General features: G+C 73.7%; 12 protein-coding genes. 6 read left to right on the top strand and 6 right to left on the bottom strand.

Features of this window, described 5'->3' with window-relative positions; genetic code table 11:
• Nucleotides 1–472 (top strand): DUF1028 domain-containing protein (locus ABL57_RS08630; protein ID WP_152683329.1); only part of this gene is annotated, 472 nt, incomplete at its 5' end.
• Between the two features lie 47 nt (nucleotides 473–519).
• On the top strand, nucleotides 520–1,731 hold the full coding sequence (locus tag ABL57_RS08625; RefSeq protein ID WP_047803053.1) for a CapA family protein: 1,212 nt from the start codon (nucleotides 520–522) through the stop codon (nucleotides 1,729–1,731).
• Between the two features lie 3 nt (nucleotides 1,732–1,734).
• Here the strand turns inward: ABL57_RS08625 and ABL57_RS08620 are convergent, their stop codons facing one another.
• The 5 genes from ABL57_RS08620 to ABL57_RS08600 form a co-directional block, all read right to left on the bottom strand.
• On the bottom strand, nucleotides 1,735–2,622 hold the full coding sequence (locus tag ABL57_RS08620; RefSeq protein ID WP_047803052.1) for an endonuclease/exonuclease/phosphatase family protein: 888 nt from the start codon (nucleotides 2,620–2,622) through the stop codon (nucleotides 1,735–1,737).
• 151 nt (nucleotides 2,623–2,773) lie between these two features.
• Nucleotides 2,774–5,785, bottom strand: coding sequence for a glycosyl hydrolase family 65 protein (locus tag ABL57_RS08615; RefSeq protein WP_047803051.1), 3,012 nt, complete (start codon nucleotides 5,783–5,785; stop codon nucleotides 2,774–2,776).
• Between the two features lie 57 nt (nucleotides 5,786–5,842).
• On the bottom strand, nucleotides 5,843–7,039 hold the full coding sequence (gene serA, locus ABL57_RS08610; protein ID WP_047803050.1) for a phosphoglycerate dehydrogenase: 1,197 nt from the start codon (nucleotides 7,037–7,039) through the stop codon (nucleotides 5,843–5,845).
• Nucleotides 7,040–7,113: 74 nt separating this feature from the next.
• On the bottom strand, nucleotides 7,114–9,678 hold the full coding sequence (locus tag ABL57_RS08605; protein WP_047803049.1) for an MMPL family transporter: 2,565 nt from the start codon (nucleotides 9,676–9,678) through the stop codon (nucleotides 7,114–7,116).
• Nucleotides 9,679–9,764: 86 nt separating this feature from the next.
• The gene (locus tag ABL57_RS08600) at nucleotides 9,765–10,397 is read right to left on the bottom strand and encodes a TetR/AcrR family transcriptional regulator (protein ID WP_047803048.1); all 633 of its coding nucleotides are present in this window, start codon (nucleotides 10,395–10,397) and stop codon (nucleotides 9,765–9,767) included.
• A 329-nt stretch (nucleotides 10,398–10,726) separates the two neighbouring features.
• Here ABL57_RS08600 and ABL57_RS08595 point away from each other — a divergent pair, with 329 nt between their 5' ends.
• The 3 genes from ABL57_RS08595 to ABL57_RS08585 all read left to right on the top strand — a co-directional run bounded on the left by ABL57_RS08595 (nucleotide 10,727) and on the right by ABL57_RS08585 (nucleotide 14,088).
• On the top strand, nucleotides 10,727–11,917 hold the full coding sequence (locus tag ABL57_RS08595) for a M14 family zinc carboxypeptidase (protein WP_047803047.1): 1,191 nt from the start codon (nucleotides 10,727–10,729) through the stop codon (nucleotides 11,915–11,917).
• Nucleotides 11,918–12,184: 267 nt separating this feature from the next.
• Complete coding sequence (locus ABL57_RS08590) at nucleotides 12,185–12,922, top strand: response regulator transcription factor (RefSeq protein ID WP_047803046.1); 738 nt, start codon at nucleotides 12,185–12,187, stop codon at nucleotides 12,920–12,922.
• Complete coding sequence (locus ABL57_RS08585; protein ID WP_238986014.1) at nucleotides 12,919–14,088, top strand: cell wall metabolism sensor histidine kinase WalK; 1,170 nt, start codon at nucleotides 12,919–12,921, stop codon at nucleotides 14,086–14,088. The genes ABL57_RS08590 and ABL57_RS08585 overlap by 4 nt, the downstream gene beginning before the upstream one ends.
• Before the next feature lie 71 nt (nucleotides 14,089–14,159).
• Here the strand turns inward: ABL57_RS08585 and ABL57_RS08580 are convergent, their stop codons facing one another.
• Nucleotides 14,160–15,398 carry a heparan-alpha-glucosaminide N-acetyltransferase domain-containing protein gene (locus ABL57_RS08580; protein ID WP_082157322.1) on the bottom strand — a complete coding sequence of 413 codons (1,239 nt, stop codon included), beginning with the start codon at nucleotides 15,396–15,398 and terminating at the stop codon, nucleotides 14,160–14,162.
• 476 nt (nucleotides 15,399–15,874) lie between these two features.
• Here ABL57_RS08580 and ABL57_RS08575 point away from each other — a divergent pair.
• Nucleotides 15,875–16,109: hypothetical protein (locus ABL57_RS08575; protein WP_203225582.1), on the top strand; the 235-nt coding region annotated here is incomplete at its 3' end.

The following is a 16,109-nucleotide window of genomic DNA, read 5'->3' as shown; positions in this document are numbered from 1 at the left end:
GCTGCCCGTGGCGGGCCCCGGCGCGCACCTGACCGGCAGCCTGTGCACCCCCTGGGCCGGCGGGGTGGCCGGCGCCGACTTCGTGGTCGTGGGCAACTTCCTGGCCGGCCCGGAGGTCGTCGAGGCCATGCGCGCCTCGGTGGACGAGGCTCTCGCCGTGCCCGCGCTGAGCAGCATGGACCTCGCCCACGCGCTCGTGGCCTGCCTGCGCGCGGGGCAGGACGCGGGCGGGGACAGCCGCGGCCAGCAGAGCGCCGCCGTGGTCGTGGCCGACACCCTCGCGGGGTTCCAGTACCCGGTGCTGCTCGACGTCGACCTCCGGGCCGACAACTCGGCCACCCCGCTGGAGGACCTGGTGGAGATGCTGGCGCTCAAGGACCGCGCCCACGCGGCGCCCGCCGAGCTGGTGCCCAGCACCGAGGTGCCGCACCGCCCCGAGGACGAGAAGCTCTGGTCCACGGTGCTGTCCTGACGGGCGGCCGGTGAGTGGCCCGGCCACCGGTGGCCTACCCTCGGTCCATGACCTCTCGACCCCTCGACCGGCCGGGGCGCCGCGCTGCCGCCGCCACCCTGCTCGCCGTGCTGCTCGGCGCCGGACCGGGCCTCGCCGGCTGCTCCGCCCCCGGAGACCCGGGCGCCGAAGCGGGCGCCGGCGCGGGCGACCCGGCGGCGTCCCCCACCGGCGGGTCCTCCTCGGCGGAGCCGACCGGGCCCGCGGCGCCGGACGAGCTGGAGATCGTGGTCACCGGCGACGTCCTGCTGCACCCGGGGCTGTGGGCGCAGGCGGAGGCCGACGGCGGCGGGGAGCTCGACTTCGGCCCGCTCGTGGAGGGCCTGCGCCCGTTCACCCAGGACGCCGACCTGGCGATCTGCGACATGGAGACCCCGCTGGCCGCGGCCGGGGGGCCCTACACCGGCTACCCGGCGTTCGAGGTGCCGCCGCAGATCGTGCCCGCCCTGGCCGGGATCGGCTACGACGCGTGCACCACCGCCACGAACCACGCCCTGGACGCCGGGGAGGAGGGGCTGGAGCGGACCCTCGGCGTCCTGGACGGGGCGGAGATCGCCTCGACCGGCACGTACCGGTCGGCGGCGGAGGCCGCCGACCCCCTGGTCCTGGACGCCGGCGGGGTGCAGGTCGGGCTGGTGGCGGGCACCTACGGCCTCAACGGCAACGTCCCGGACGCCCCGTGGCGGGTGGACCTGCTGGACGTGCCGGACATGGTCGAGAAGGCCCGCCGGGCCCGGGCGGCAGGCGCCGAGATCGTCCTGGCGGCCGTCCACGCCGGGGAGGAGTACTCCTCCGCGCCGAACGCCCAGCAGCTCGAGGTCACGCACGCGCTGGCCGACAGCGGCGCCTTCGACTTCGTCTACGGCCACCACACGCACTCGGCGCTGCCCCTCGAGAAGCACGGGGACACCTGGATCGTCCACGGCCTGGGCAACAGCCTCTCCGAGCACGCCACCCGCGTGCCGGTCAACAACGAGGGGCTGACGGTCCGGATGAGCTTCACCCGCCAGGACGGACGGTGGGTGGCCGGGGACCCGGTGTGGATCCCGCACATCCTGACCCTCGACCCGATCCGCTGGTGCGCGCTGCCCGCCGAGCAGGTGTGCCGCTCCCCCGAGGAGGACGCCGCGTCCCTGGCCCGCACGGCGGCGACCGTGGAGTCCATGGGCGCCGCCGCCGACGGCGCCCGCCCGTGGCGATCCCTCACCGCCGGGCCGTAGCGCTCAGCTCGGCCCGACGGAGACGAGCACCTGCACCGGGGCGTGGTCGCTGGGGTGGCCCCCGCCGAAGCGGGCGGGATTGATCGCGCTGCGCCGCACCCGGATGCCGGGGGTGGCCAGCACCCAGTCGATGCGCTCGTCGCCGCGCACGGGCTCCCCGTAGTCCGGGAACGTGCCCCACGCCGGGGTGAGCCGCCGCTCGGCCGTGGTCCAGGTGTCGTCCAGCACCCCCGAGCCCACGAGCGTGGCGTAGGGCCCGGAGCCGTCCGCGTCGGCGTTGAAGTCCCCGGTGACCAGGACGGGGGTGCGCGCGGGGAAGCTGTGCACGAGCTCCACCACGGCGTCCGCGCTGCGCTCGCGGGCGGTCTCCGAGTCGTGGTCGAAGTGGGTGTTGACGAGCACGAGCTCGGAGCCGGTGCCACGGTCCAGGAACCGGCCCCAGGTCACGATGCGGGGGACGTCGTTGCCCCAGGTGGTCGAGCCGATGAGCTCCGGGGTGTCGGAGAGCCAGAACTGGTCCCACTCGAGGGCCTCCAGGCGGCGGGCGTCGTAGAAGATCGCGGAGTACTCGCCCTTGCTCCCGCCCGCGCGGCCGTAGCCGAGCATCCCGTAGCCGGCGGGCAGGGCCTGCGCCACCGCCGGCAGCTGGTGGTACAGGGCCTCCTGCACGCCGAGCAGGGTCGGCTGCTCCAGCCGCAGCAGCCGCCCCAGCCGGGGTGCGCGGTCGGGCCAGTGGTCGGGGTCCCCGGGCCGGGTGCGCTCGTGGTGGAAGCGGATGTTGTAGCTCATCACGTGCAGGGCGCGGCCCGTGGCCGGGCCGATGAGCGGGACGTCGGGGTCCGGCGACCCTTGGGTCGTGCGGTGGTCGAGGAGGACGGGCTCTGCTGACATCGGTGCTCCAGGGTGGGGGCGGTCGGGGGCGTCGTCGATCCAGAATGGGCCGGGCGGGCCGCTCACGGCCGGACCGCGGGGGAACGTGCGGTGACCGGGGAACGACATCCCGGTGTCCGGGGCGGGGGGTCCGCGCCGGACGGTGCCGGGCTCAGCCATCGCGCACCGCCAGGGGGAACTGCCGGATCTGCCCGGCGGTCAGCTCGTGCACCTCGCCGTCCACGCTGACCCGCACCGGCGCCGCGGTGCCGGGCGCCAGGTAGAGCCGCAGCAGGGTGCGGGTCAGCTCCACCTGGATCGGCTGGTCCCGGTAGCTGATCGAGAAGGACACCCGGGGCAGCTCCGGCGGGATGGCCGGGTGCAGCCACAGCATGTCGTCCCGGACCTCCAGGCCCGTGTAGCAGCGGGTGAGGATGTCCACGGAACCGGCCATCGCCCCCAGGTGGACGCCCTCCCGGGTCGTGCCCCCCGGGGTGCCGAGGAGGTCGCTGTCCAGGGCGCGGGTCAGGAAGGACCAGGAGCGGCCGCGGTCCCGGCGGGCCTCCACCCAGGCGTGCACCACGTCGGAGAGCGTGGACCCGTGCGAGGAGCGGTCGCCGTAGAAGGCCACGGTGGCCCGGACCGCCTCGGCCGGGAACTCGTAGCCCAGCTGCCCCAGCAGCTCGCGCAGCTCCTCGGCGGAGAACAGGTACAGCAGCATCAGCACGTCCGCCTGCTTGGCCAGCCGGTAGTCGTTGGTGGACAGGCCCTCGGCGTCGAGGATGAGGTCCAGCCGCCCGATCCGGCCGTACCGGGCCCGGTAGTCCGCCCAGGAGAACTCCGGCAGGTCCCCGTAGCCCTCGAACTGGGCGAGCACGCCGCCGGCCAGGAACGGCACGCGCAGCCGGGTGCGGACCCGGTCCCAGTGGGCGAGCTCGTCCTCGCGCAGGTTCAGCCGCCGCCACAGGGGCCCGCCGTAGTCCCGGCCCAGGCGCGCGACCATCTCCGCCGCCCGGGTCAGCAGCCACGCCGTCATGACGTTGGTATAGGCGTTGTTGCGCAGCCCCGAGCCGGGCGCGCCCGGGCGGCCGTCGTGGAACTCGTCGGGGCCCATCACCCCGGCGATGACGTACCGGTCGTCCTCGGGGTCGTGCACGGCCAGGCTCGCGAAGAACCGGGCGATCTCCACCAGCAGCTCCGCGCCCTGCTCCACGAGGAAGCGGGCGTCCCCGGTGGCCTGGTAGTACTGCCACACGCTGTGGGCGATCGCCAGCCCCACGTGGCGCTGGAGCCGGGAGTGGTCGGGGATCCACCGGCTCGTGCGCGGGTTGAACAGCGCCCGTGGCGTCTCCTCCCGGCCGTCGCTGCCGCTCTGCCAGGGGAACATGGCGCCCTCGTGGCCGGCCGCGTGCGCCGCCGCCCGGGCCTCGGGCAGGCGCCGGTACCGGTAGGCCAGCAGCGCCCGGGTCCACTCGGGGCGGCGGAGGGTGAGCATGGGGTGGACGAACATCTCGTCCCAGAAGATGTGGCCCCGGTAGCCCTCGCCGTGCAGGCCGCGGGGCGGGACGCCGGCGTCCAGGTCCGGGTGCGCGGCCGCCACCGACTGCAGGACGTGGAAGGTGTTGAGGTTCACGGCCAGGCCCTGGCGGCCGCCGGCGTCGGTGGCCACCGCGAAGGCCGACCAGAGGGCCTGCCAGGCGGCCACGTGGGCGCCCAGCAGCTCGTCGAAGCCGCCGGCCCGTTCCAGCAGGGTGGCGGCCGCGAGCGCGGGGGTGGAGACGGCCCGGTCCCGCGAGGTCACGAGGGCGGCGATCTTCTCGACCCGCACGCGCGCGCCCGGGGTCATCCGCAGCGTCAGCTCGTGGCCGATCACGCCGGGGGCCGGGCGGCAGGACCTGCGGGCGTGCATCCGGTCCTCGGCCCCGCTGCGCAGCACCCGGGTGCGGGCGGCCACGGCGACGCGGATCCTGGACTGGGTGGTGGCGGCGTCGACCAGCACCGTGCCGCGGCCCAGGTCCAGCAGCTCCGGCTCCTCCAGGTGGTGTCCGGTCAGCGGGGAGTCCGCGGCGACGTTGTGGTTGTCGACGTCGCCGTCCACCAGGCTGCGCACGGTCAGCGTCCCGCTCCAGTCCTCGGCCTCGAACACGCTCTCCTGGCCGGCGAGGTGGCGCTGCTCCTGGGAGACGAAGCGGCGGGTGGTCACGCGGGTGGTGCGCCCGGCCTCGTCCCGGAAGCGCAGGGTGCGGGTCAGCACCCCGACGCGCAGGTCGAGGTCCTGGTGGTGCTCGAGCACGTTCGAGGGCGTGGGGGCGAACCAGTACCCGTCCTGGACGCGGTACTGCAGCAGCAGCCAGTTGGGCGCGTTGACGAGGTCCTCGTGCTCCACCGTGCGGCCCTCGACCTCCTGGCGCAGCCGGTCGTAGACGCCTGCGAGGTAGGTGCCCGGATAGTGGGTGCCGTCGGCGCGGAACTCGCACGCTGCCCCGCGCACGGCCTGGTACCCGTTGCCCAGGGTGCACAGCGCCTCCCGCAGGCCCTCCTGCGGGGGGTCCAGGCACGAGTAGGTGAGGTTCCACGGGCTCTCCCCGCCCGAGCCGCCGCCCCAGCCCGGGTCCTCGGGCCCGGCGCGCACCGGGATGTCCAGGTCCTCCAGGCTGTCCACCACGAGGTGGGCGCCCGCGGCGAGCAGCGGACCCCGCCGGGCCGCCCCGTCCACGCCGACCACGAGCCCGAAGCCGTGGCGCACCGCGGCGCGGATCAGGCGGTTGCTGTCGCTGACCACCACGGTGTGCTCGGGCTCGACGGCCAGCCGACGGGCGGCGAGCAGCAGGGACGCCGCCGGCGGGTGCCGGTCCGGGCCGCCCGCCCCGGCGGTCCGGTCCGCGGGCGGATCCGCGGAGACCACGATGTCCGCCGGCGGGTCGACCGGCAGCTCCGGGTGGGCGGTGACCAGGGCGGTGAGCACGCCCTCGGCGCGCAGCCGGGCGAGGAGCGCGGCCGCGTCGGCCCGGTGGCGGGGGTGCAGGGCGCCGGCGCCCGGGGGTATCGGGACCGGGCCGGCGTCCTCGCCCGGGCGGGCGCCGTCCGCGGGCTCCGGTGCCGCCCCCGCGGGAGCGAGGGCGAGCACGACCGCCCCGTAGGTGCTCCTGCCGTGGCCGGCGGGCTGCTCCTGGACGCCGCTCATGCCGTCATTGTGCCACCTGGCTCCGTCACGCGGCCGGGACGGGCGCGTGACGGGGCCTCAGTTGATGGTGCTGAGGCGGATGGTCTCCGGCAGAGCCAGGATCTGCTCGATCACCTCGCGGGTCACGCCGTTGGCGGCGTCCGTGACCAGGTAGCCGGTGTCCCCGCGGGTGGACAGCTGCTGGCGGTCGATGTTGATCCCGTGGCTGCCCAGGACGCTGTTGACGGTCGCGAGCACGCCCGGCACGTTGCGGTGCAGGTGCAGCATGCGGGTGCCGTTGACCGCGCTGTTGAGCTGGACCTGCGGCATGTTCACCGACAGGCTCGTGGAGCCGGAGGTCACGAAGGCCGAGAGCTTGCCCGCCACGAACCGTCCGATGTCCACCTGCGCCTCCTGCGTGGAGCCGCCGATGTGCGGGGTGAGGATCACGTTGGGCAGGCCCTGCAGCACCGAGCTGAACCGGTCACCGGCGGCCTTGGGCTCGTTCGGGAAGACGTCCACCGAGGCCCCGGCGATGTGCCCGCTGACGAGGGCGTCGCGCAGGGCGTTGTAGTCCACCACCATGCCGCGGCACAGGTTGAGGAACAGGGAGCGGGGGCGCATCCGCTCGAACTGCTCGCGGCCGAACAGGCTGTCGTTGCCGGCCCGCCCGTCCACGTGCAGCGACACGGTCTCGACCCGCTCCAGCAGCTCCTCGAGGGTGTCGCAGCGCTGGGCGTTGCCCAGGGGCAGGCGGTCCACGATGTCGTAGTAGTACACGCGCATGCCGAGCGTCTCGGCGAGCACGGAGAGCTGGGAGCCGATGTTGCCGTAGCCCACGATGCCCAGGGTGCGGCCGCGGACCTCGTGGGCGCCCGTGGCGGACTTGTCCCACACGCCCTCGTGCATGGCCTGGTTCTTGTCGGTCAGGTGCCGCGCCATCGAGATGATCTCGGCGATCGCGAGCTCCACCACCGACCGGGTGTTGGAGTACGGGGCGTTGAAGCACGTCACGGCGTGCTCGGTGGCGGCCGTGAGGTCGATCTGGTTGGTGCCGATGCAGAACGCGCCCACGGACAGCAGCTCGGGGTGGGCGTCGAACACCTCCCGGGTCACCTGGGTCTTCGACCGGATGCCGAGCAGCTCGACGCCGTCGAGGGCGTCGATGAGCTCTTCGGTGTCGAGGGCTCCCTTGCGGGTCTCGACCTCGATGCCCTTCTCGTTGAGGATGCGTTCGGCCTCGGGGTGGACGTTCTCCAGCAGCAGTGCTTTCACAATGGTCCAGTCTATGACTCCGGCGCGGAGGACGACGACGCGGGTCGTCGCCTCCGTGCCGGGTGTGCTGCACGTCACCGTGCGGCGACGGGCTCCCGGACCTCCTCCGTGCCCGCGCGCGCCGGAGCGGGCTCCTGGGGAGCCGTCCCGGGACCGCGCTCCAGGGACTGGCCCTCGACGTCGACGTCGGGCAGCACCCGGTCCAGCCAGCGGGGGAGCCACCAGGCCCGGTCCCCGAGCAGGTGCATGGCCGCGGGGATCAGCGTCATCCGCACCACGAAGGCGTCGACGAGCACCCCGAAGGCCAGGCCGAAGCCGAGGGGCCGGACCATGGCCATGTGGGAGAAGACGAAGCCGGTGAACACCGAGATCATGATGATCGCCGCGGCCGTGACCACGGCCCGGCCCGCGTCGAGGCCCTCCCGCACGGCGGCACGGGCGGAGCGGCCGTGGACGTAGGCCTCCCGCATCCCGGAGACGAGGAACAGCTGGTAGTCCATGGCCAGCCCGAACAGCACGCCCACGAGCAGCGTGGGCAGGAAGCTGAGCACCGGGCCCGGGTCGTGCACGCCGAACACGGCGCCCAGCCAGCCCCACTGGTAGATGGCCACCACGGCGCCGAAGGCCGCGAAGAGGGTGAGCATGAACCCGGCGGTGGCGATCACCGGGACGAGGACCGAGCGGAACACCAGCACCATGAGCAGCAGGGACAGGCCCAGCACCACCGCCAGGTACACCGGCAGCGCGGCGGCGAGCTTCTGCGAGACGTCGATGTTGCCGCCGGTCAGTCCGGTGACGCCGATGCCGACGCCGTACTCCTCCTCCAGGGCGGGGGAGAGGGCGCGGAGGTCGTCGACGAGCTCCTCGGTGGACTCCGCGGCCGGTCCCTCGGCCGGGGTGACCTGGAAGACCGCGGTGCGCCGGTCCTCGGAGAGCCCCGCCGGGACGACCGAGACGACGTTCTCCCGCTCCATGAGCTCCTCGCCGACGGCCACCTGCAGGTCCGCGGCCCCGGCCGCGTCGGTGCCCTCGGGCAGGTCCGCGACCACCAGCACCGGCCCGTTGGCGCCGGCCCCGAACTGCTCGTCGATGATCCGGTAGGCCCGGTACTGGGTGGAGTCGGCCGGCTCCGAGGAGGCGTCCGGCAGGCCCAGCCGCATCGAGGCCGCCGGGAGGGCGATCAGCACGAGGGCCGTGACCCCGGCGAGCAGGGTCAGCACCGGACGGCGGGTGGCCACGCCCTCACGCCGCTCGCCGCGGTGCGCGGGGGTGCGGGCGGCCTGCTCCCGGGCCCTGGCCGAGAGCAGCCGGTGCCCGGCCAGCGACAGCAGCGCCGGGGTGAGGGTGACGGCGATCAGCACGGCCACGGCCACGCACACCGCCGCCGCGGTGCCCATCATCCCCAGGAACCCGATGCCGGTGACGTTCAGGGCGGCCAGGGCGATGATCACGGTGAGCCCGGCGAAGACCACCGCGTTGCCCGAGGTGCCGGTGGCCAGGCCGATCGACTCGTGCAGACCCACGCCCCGCAGCAGCTGCTGGCGGTGCCGGTTCAGGATGAACAGCGAGTAGTCGATGCCCACGGCCAGCCCGAGCATGAGCCCGAGCATGGGGGTCACCGAGGTCATCTGCACGACCCCGGAGAAGGACAGGGTCGCCAGGGCACCGATGCCCACGCCGGTGAGGGCCGTGAGGATGGGCAGGCCGGCCGCGACCAGGGTGCCCAGCATCACCAGCAGCACCACGGCCGCGATCAGGACGCCGATCACCTCGGCGGGACCGAACAGCTGGGAGATGTCCTGGGCGATCTCGCTCGAGTACTCGACCTGGACGCCGCCGATCGGCGCCTCGTCCACGGCCGCCTGCAGCGCCTCCTTGTCCTCGGCGGTCACCGCCTGCTGCTGGGCGGTGAAGGTCACCACGGCCATCGCGGCGGTCCCGTCCTCGGAGACGGTCCGGGTGTCCTCGGCCAGGGCGAGCAGCCGCTCGCCGCGCGCCACCTCCGGGGCGCGGGCCTCGAGCTCCTCGGCGCCGGCCTCCAGCTCGGCCCGGTTGCGCTCCAGTTCCGCGCGCCCGTCGTCGAGGGCCTCCTGGCGCTCCTCGAGCTCGTCGCGCACCGGGCCCGGGGCGTCGGCCCGCTCGGCCTGCTCGCGGGCGTCGTCGAGCTTCTCCTGGTTCTCCTCCAGGGTGGCCTCGGCGTCCTCGAGCTGCGCGCGTCCCTGCTCGAGCCGGTCCCGCCCGTCGGCCAGCTGCTCGCGGCCGTCGGCGAGCTGCTGCTGCTGGTCCTCGCGCTCCGCCTGGGCGGTGAAGGGGTTCAGCACGCCGTCGACCCCGGCGGAGTCGCCGGCGGCCGTCAGGGCCGTGCCGATCTGTTCGCGCTGCTCGGCGGTGAAGGGCTCGCCGGACTCCGTGCGGAACACGATCCGCCCGGTGCCGTGCCCGGCGTCGGGCAGCTCGTCCTGGAGGCGGTCGGACAGCCGCTGGGTCTCGGTGCCGGGGATCGTGATCGCAGTGGTCAGCTGGCCGCCGGCCACGGCGAAGGCGCTGCCCGCGATGACGAGCACGGCCGCCCAGGCCGCGATCACGGTCCAGGCGCGGCGGGCGGCGAGGCGCCCGAGTCGGTACAGGAATTGGGCCATGGCTCTTCTCTGTCGGTCGTTCCGGGACGGGCCCGGGGAGGGATGGAGCGGGCGGGGAACGCGTGCGGGGCGGACGCTGCGGCGGTTCAGCCGGCGAAGCCGTGCCGCAGGTGCTCCACCGCAGTGCGCAGCAGGCGCTGCCAGACGAGCCGGCTGCCGGGCGTGTCGGCCGCGCCGGTCTCCGCCGCCCACTGCGTGAAGGCCACCTCCATGGCGTTGATCAGGGAGCTGGCCAGGAGTGCCACGGTGAAGGGATCGGAGTGCGGGTTGCGCCGGGCCACCTCGTCCGTCAGCCGGGCCGTGACGTTCTGCAGGACCTCGTGGCCCCACATCACGGTGGCCGGGTGGTTCTCCCCGGTGCCCACGAGCCGGGCGATGCGGGAGAGGGGCCGGACCAGGTCGGTCCGCTCGATGACGTCCGCCAGCTGCTCGAAGACCGCGCCCGTGCTCGGGGTGGCGGGCGGCGGGGTGGCGTCGGCGCGTTCGACGAAGTCGTCGACGATCACGCCCAGCAGCTCGCTGCACCGGGCGTAGACGGCGTCGTCGACCGAGGCGAAGTGGTTGAAGATCGTCCGCCGCGAGACACCGGCGCGCTCGGCGAGGTCCTCGACGGTGAAGCGGCCGAGGCCGCCCTCCTCGGCGAGGGCGGCCGCGGCGTCGATGATGGCGCGGCGGTTGGCGGACTTGACCTGGCGTCGGCGGTCGTCGGAGTGCAGCACGTGCTTACACTAAGTGCAACGTTGCACGGTGTGCAAATGAGGGGTGTGAACGGGCTGCCGTGCGTCCGTCCGACCGGTCGCGCCGGCGCGCTCGTCCGCCGCCCGGGGCGACGGGCCGACGGCCGCTGCGCGGGTCCGGACCCCGGCCGCGGGCGGAGCCCGTGGACGATCCGCCCCCGGACACCGCGCTACCGAGCAGTACTTCTGCTGTTGCGCCCGGGGCGGTGACGGGTGTGTGCGATGGTGATTAGCATCACCAGCACCCCGTGCCGGCGCCGACCACCCCAGGGACGCGCCGGCAGCACCGCTCACCCCCGGAGGACCAGCACGTGATCCCTCAGCACCACGACCCCGCGACCCCCCGCCCCTCGGACCGCCCGCGCCGCCGGCGCCGGACCGCGGCGGCGCTCGCGCTCGCCGCCGCCCTTCCCCTCGGCGCGGCCGCGCCCGCCGCCGCGGACGCGAACTTCCCCTCCACGGAGGGGCGGACCAACATCTCGAGCATCCTCACCGCCGACGACGTGGTGCGGGAGCTGCAGAAGCTCGAGCGGACCAGCCGCTACGGCGTGGACGCCTTCACCCTGGCGGAGGCCGGGATGGAGGTGAGCACCTCCGAGCAGGGCCGGGACCTGTGGGTCGCGACCGTGGGCTCCGGCGAGGAGCACGTGTGGCTCCAGGGCCGCATCCACGGCAACGAGCCCTACGGCACCGACGCCCTGCTGACCCTGCTCAAGGACCTCGGCACCAACGGCTCGGCCGAGTACGAGCTGCTGCGCGAGAAGTTCACCTTCCACGTCATCCCCATGTACAACCCGGACGGCGCCGAGGCCAACATCCGGCACACCGTCCTGTGGGACCAGGTCTCCGGCGCGCCGGAGGGCGGGACGCCGCAGCGCATCGACCTCAACCGCGACTGGACGGCCGAGGGCTTCGCGGCCGACGAGTCCCGCGCCTTCTACGAGTACTGGACGACCGTCGACCCGTCCTGGGGCGTGGACATCCACCACCAGGGCCTCAAGACGGAGCACGGGACCGGCGACGACGTCACGCTGTCCCTGGGCATCTCCCTGGCCCCCGGCGGGCCGACCCTGCCGGGGCTCGCGGACGGGGCCTACGACCGGCTCACCCGGCAGATGAACGTGCACGTCTACGACGAGCTGTCGAAGTACGGCTCCATCAACATCGACCGCTACCAGGTGGGCGGCAGCTACGAGATCGACATCAAGGGCGGTGTCGTCTCGGCGATGATGCTCGGCCTGGACCACGACGGGCTCAACCCCGAGGGTCACTCCCACCCGGTGGTGTTCTTCGAGACCTCGGGCAACTCCTCGGACGGCAGCCTCGGTCAGAAGGCCCGCGGCAAGAGCGTGCGGCAGAACGTGCTCGCCCTCCAGGAGCTGCTGCTCGGCCTGGCCACCGGCGAGGTCCAGCAGGAGGACCCGGAGCGCTGGGACGAGATCCCGCACGCCCCGGTCACCGGTTACCAGACCGACTACGCCGGGGTGGTCCCGGTCGGCTGAGCCCCGCCGGCCGGACCCGCGCCCCCGGCGCGGGCGGAGGAGCGGGACACCCCTCGGGTGTCCCGCTTCCTTCTCGCTGCCGCCCTCCTGGCGCCTCCTTCCGCCTTCCTTCTGCGCTGTCGCGTGACGGGTCTGGTGGCGGCCCCCGATCCACGGGAGGATGAGAGCCACGGGGCGCCGGTGACGACCGAGGGGTGGACCCGTCCGGGTCCGCACGGCGTTCTCGCCGCCCTGTCCGGTCATGCATCCCCTGCGAAGGAGAAGTCAATGTCCACGACGCCGGTGGGCCGGGTCCTGGTCGTCGACGACGAGGCGGACCTCGCGCACCTGGTCCAGGGCTACCTGGTCAAGGCCGGGTTCGAGGTCACGGTCCGTCACATCGGCACCGAGGCGCTGGAGGCCGTGCGCGCACAGGACCCGCAGGTCGTGGTGCTGGACCTCGGTCTGCCGGGGATGGACGGGGTCGAGGTGTGCCGGCAGGTGCGCACCTTCTCGAACTGCTACATCCTCATGCTCACCGCCCGCGACGACGAGGTGGACAAGCTCGTGGGCCTGTCGGTGGGGGCCGACGACTACATGACCAAACCGTTCAGCCCCCGCGAGCTGGTGGCCCGCGTGCAGGTCATGATGCGCCGGGTCCACCAGGCCGGTTCCGGCCCCGTCCTCGGGCGCGGCGCCGGAGCGGCGGAGGCCGCGCCGGGCCCGCGCAGGATCGGGAGCCTGGCCGTCGACCACCTGTCGCGCGAGGTGCACCTGGACGGGCAGCCGGTGGCGCTGACCCGCATCGAGTTCGACCTGCTGGCCGCCCTCGCCGCCCACCCGCAGACCGTGCTCAGCCGCCGGCAGCTGGTCGACCTGGTCTGGGACACCCACTGGACCGGGGACGAGCACCTGCTGGACGTGCACATCGGGCGGATCCGCAAGAAGCTGCACGACGAGGCCACCGCTCCCCGCTTCATCCACACCGTGCGCGGCATCGGCTACCGGATGGGCACCGGGCGATGAGCGCCGCAGCACCGCCCACGGGAGCGCGGCCGGCCACCAGGACCGGGGCGCCGCGGCACTGGGGCAGCCTGACCGCGCGGATGATGCTGGCCCAGACCGCGGTGCTGGCCGCCGGGCTGGTCACGGTGATCGTCACCGCCGCGCTGATCGGCCCGGCCATGTTCTACCGGGAGCTGCTCCTGGCCGGGCACGCCGACGAGGCCACCGGGCTGGTCCACCTGCAGGACGCCTTCCGGGAGGTCGGGCTCACCGCGGTGGCCACGGGCGGGATCCCCGCGCTCTACATCGCCGGGCTGCTCAGCTTCTACCTGCACCGCACCGTCGGCCGCTCCCTGCGGGCCTTCACCTCCGCGGCCCGGGAGGTCGCCGACGGCCACTACGACGTGCAGGTGCCCACGACCGGCCTGGGCCAGGAGTTCGACGTCCTCGCCGTCGCCTTCAACGACATGGCCGCCCGGCTCGCGGCCATCGACACCACCCGCCGGCAGATGCTGGCCGATCTCGCACACGAGATGCGCACTCCACTGGCCAGTCTCAAGGGCCATCTGGAGGGCATCGAGGACGGGGTCGTGGATCTCGACGAGCGCACCCAGGCGATCCTGGCCGCCCAGATCGCCCGCCTGGAGCGTCTGGCCCGTGACATCCGGGAACTGACCGTGGCCGAAGAGAGCCAGACCCGCCTGCACCCGTCCCCGGTGGATCCGCAGCACCTGGTGGCCCAGGCGGTGGCCGGCATCCACCCGGCCGCCACCGCCAAGGACGTGACCGTGACGACCTCCGGCACCGGAGCGGGCACCGGACCGATGCTCCTGGATCCGGAGCGGATCGGGCAGGTGCTCGCCAACCTGCTGGAGAACGCCCTGCGCCACACCGGGCCCGGCGGGCACGTCCACGTGCGCACCGAGCGGGCCGACCACGCCCTGAGCATCACCGTCGCCGACGACGGCGAGGGCATCGCGCCGGAGCACCTGCCGCACGTCCTCCAGCGGTTCTACCGTGCCGCCCCGGGGCGCGAGCACGACCGTGACCGCAGCGGGTCGGGACTGGGCCTGGCCATCAGCAAGGCCCTCGTGGAGGCCCACGGCGGAACCCTGGAGGCCGCCAGCCCCGGGCCCGGCCAGGGGGCCAGCTTCCGGCTGCTCCTGCCCGACCGGTCCAGCGGCTGAGCACCGCACGCACGAGGACCGCCCGGCCGGAAGGCGTGCGGCGGGCCCCGAACGCCGTGCGGGGCGGGAACCTAGGTCCGGTGCTCGGTGGCGCCGCGCAGCACCGCCCGTCGGACGGCCCTCACTGCCGTGCCCACGACCTTCTCCAGCGGCCCCTGACCCACCAGGGTCTGCCACATGAGGGCGAACAAGGCGGCCACCACCAGGTGCACCAGGAACCACAGGTAGGGCTCGTCGTAGTGGACCTCGGAGGACAGGGCCACCAGATGCGCTGAGTACAGGGTCAGGGTCATCCCCCCCATCGCCGCCAACGGTCGCAACCACATCCGGATCCAGCGCGAGGCCAGCAGGAGCACCCCCAGGACCGTCATGCCGACTCCGAGGCTCCAGGCGATGGACAGCGGAGTGTTCATGTGCGGGGTGGTCACCACCAGCCACCAGGCCGAGTCCGGCCCGTCGGTGTCCGGGCCCCAGATCAACGCCTCCATGACCGCCTCCTCGTCCAGGCCGGGCGATGACTCGACCAGCCGCTGGAATCCTCCGGCCGCGTACAGCAGGATCCAGGAGACGAACTGGGCCGCGATCGCCAGGCCCGTCCCGGTCGCGGCCAGGCGTGCCTGCACGTCCGTCGCCCGCAGGTCCAGCCGCCCGATGCCCATGCCGGCCAGGATGTACGTCAGGTACGCCAGTGCCGGATACGTGCCCGTGAGCACCAGTTGCGCCAGCACCGCCGTCGGGGCGGTCAGCAGGTGCTCGAAGGTCGGATTGGACGAGGCCGGCTCCGGCAGCGAGTCCCGCAGCCACAGGATCAGCAGCGGGGCGACCACCGCGAACACGCCGGCGGCAGCGAACAGGGTTCTCGGCCCCAGGGACAGGAACGGCAGGGCCAGCAGGAAGAACATTCCGTAGTACAGCAGGATCCCGTCGGCGGGGGCGTCCTCGGGCATCGCGTAGCCGATCAGCAGGCCCACACAGGCGATCAGCGCCGCCCGCACTGCCAGCCCGACCCGGTCGGCGGCCAGCTCCCGGCCCCGGTGCGGCCGGCTCCGGCCCGTGGACAGTGCCAGGCCCACCCCGGCCAGCAGCGCGAACAATGCGGCCGAGTCCCCGGAGAACAGCAGGAAGCTCCACGTCGGTTCGCCGGTGGCGTCGTTCTCCTCCGGCAGGACGTGCACGGCGATCAGGCCGATCAGCGCCAGACCGCGGGCCGCATCCACACCGACCAGGCGCGGCGTGCCACCCCCTCGTCCGGTGCGACCGGCGGCGTGACCTTCCTGCGGACGAACAGTTGATTCCTCGCCGGTGCTCATGTCGCCCCTCCTGGTGGTGACCGGACCCGGGCGGCAGCAGGGTCCCGATCACGAGGAGCCGGCAGGGGCCCGGAACCCGTCCACAGGTCCTGCACCTTCCCGGGGTGCTGCCCCCAGCCTGGGGCGTCCGAGTGGCGGTCGTGTCGAGAGCACATGGAGATTCGATCAAGAAACCGGCCGGCCCGCCCTGGCCCGCGTCGTTGCCCGTGACCGGGCGGAACCTCCCGGCACCGGCGGACAGCGGGGCCGAGCATGCAGGAGCACCCCATCCGCTGACCGGATGGGGTGCTCCTGCATGCTCAGCACGGCCCCGGCGAGCGCCCGTCCGTGCGCTCCGACCGGGAGGGAGCCGGGGGTGGGCCACCGGCCCTCCCGAACCGACCACAGCACCCGGGGCAAGGCCCTGTCAGCGCATGCTGTGCCGGTGCCGTCGATCGGCCCGGGTGCCGATCGGCTCAGTTCTTGTGGTGGGACGAGTGCTCGTACTAGTCCTTCTCGTAGTCCTTCTTCTCGTCGTCGTCGTCGGCGTCGTTGTACCAGCCGTGGCCGTCGTGCTTCCAGTTGTGCTCGTGGTCGTACTTCTCGTCGTCGTCCTTCTCGTGGTCGTCGTCGGCGTCGTTGTACCAGTCGTGGCCGTCGTGCTTTCAGTCGTACTCGTGGACGTACTTCTCGTCCTCCTCGTCGTCCTTCTTCTCGTCGTCGTCGTCGGCG

The organism is Kocuria sp. SM24M-10 (assembly GCF_001027955.1).
Classification (GTDB): Bacteria; Actinomycetota; Actinomycetes; order Actinomycetales; family Micrococcaceae; genus Kocuria; species Kocuria oceani.
Note: the sequence above shows the minus strand (reverse complement) of the source record. Positions and strands in the feature narration are given on the sequence as shown.

Bases quoted from the DNA above. Each gene is read 5' to 3' on its own strand.
- ABL57_RS08580 (WP_082157322.1), bottom strand. From the start codon at position 15,398: ATGAGCACCGGCGAGGAATCAACTGTTCGTCCGCAGGAAGGTCACGCC.
- ABL57_RS08625 (WP_047803053.1), top strand. From the start codon at position 520: ATGACCTCTCGACCCCTCGACCGGCCGGGGCGCCGCGCTGCCGCCGCC.
- ABL57_RS08620 (WP_047803052.1), bottom strand. From the start codon at position 2,622: ATGTCAGCAGAGCCCGTCCTCCTCGACCACCGCACGACCCAAGGGTCG.
- ABL57_RS08590 (WP_047803046.1), top strand. From the start codon at position 12,185: ATGTCCACGACGCCGGTGGGCCGGGTCCTGGTCGTCGACGACGAGGCG.
- ABL57_RS08615 (WP_047803051.1), bottom strand. From the start codon at position 5,785: ATGAGCGGCGTCCAGGAGCAGCCCGCCGGCCACGGCAGGAGCACCTAC.
- ABL57_RS08605 (WP_047803049.1), bottom strand. From the start codon at position 9,678: ATGGCCCAATTCCTGTACCGACTCGGGCGCCTCGCCGCCCGCCGCGCC.
- ABL57_RS08585 (WP_238986014.1), top strand. From the start codon at position 12,919: ATGAGCGCCGCAGCACCGCCCACGGGAGCGCGGCCGGCCACCAGGACC.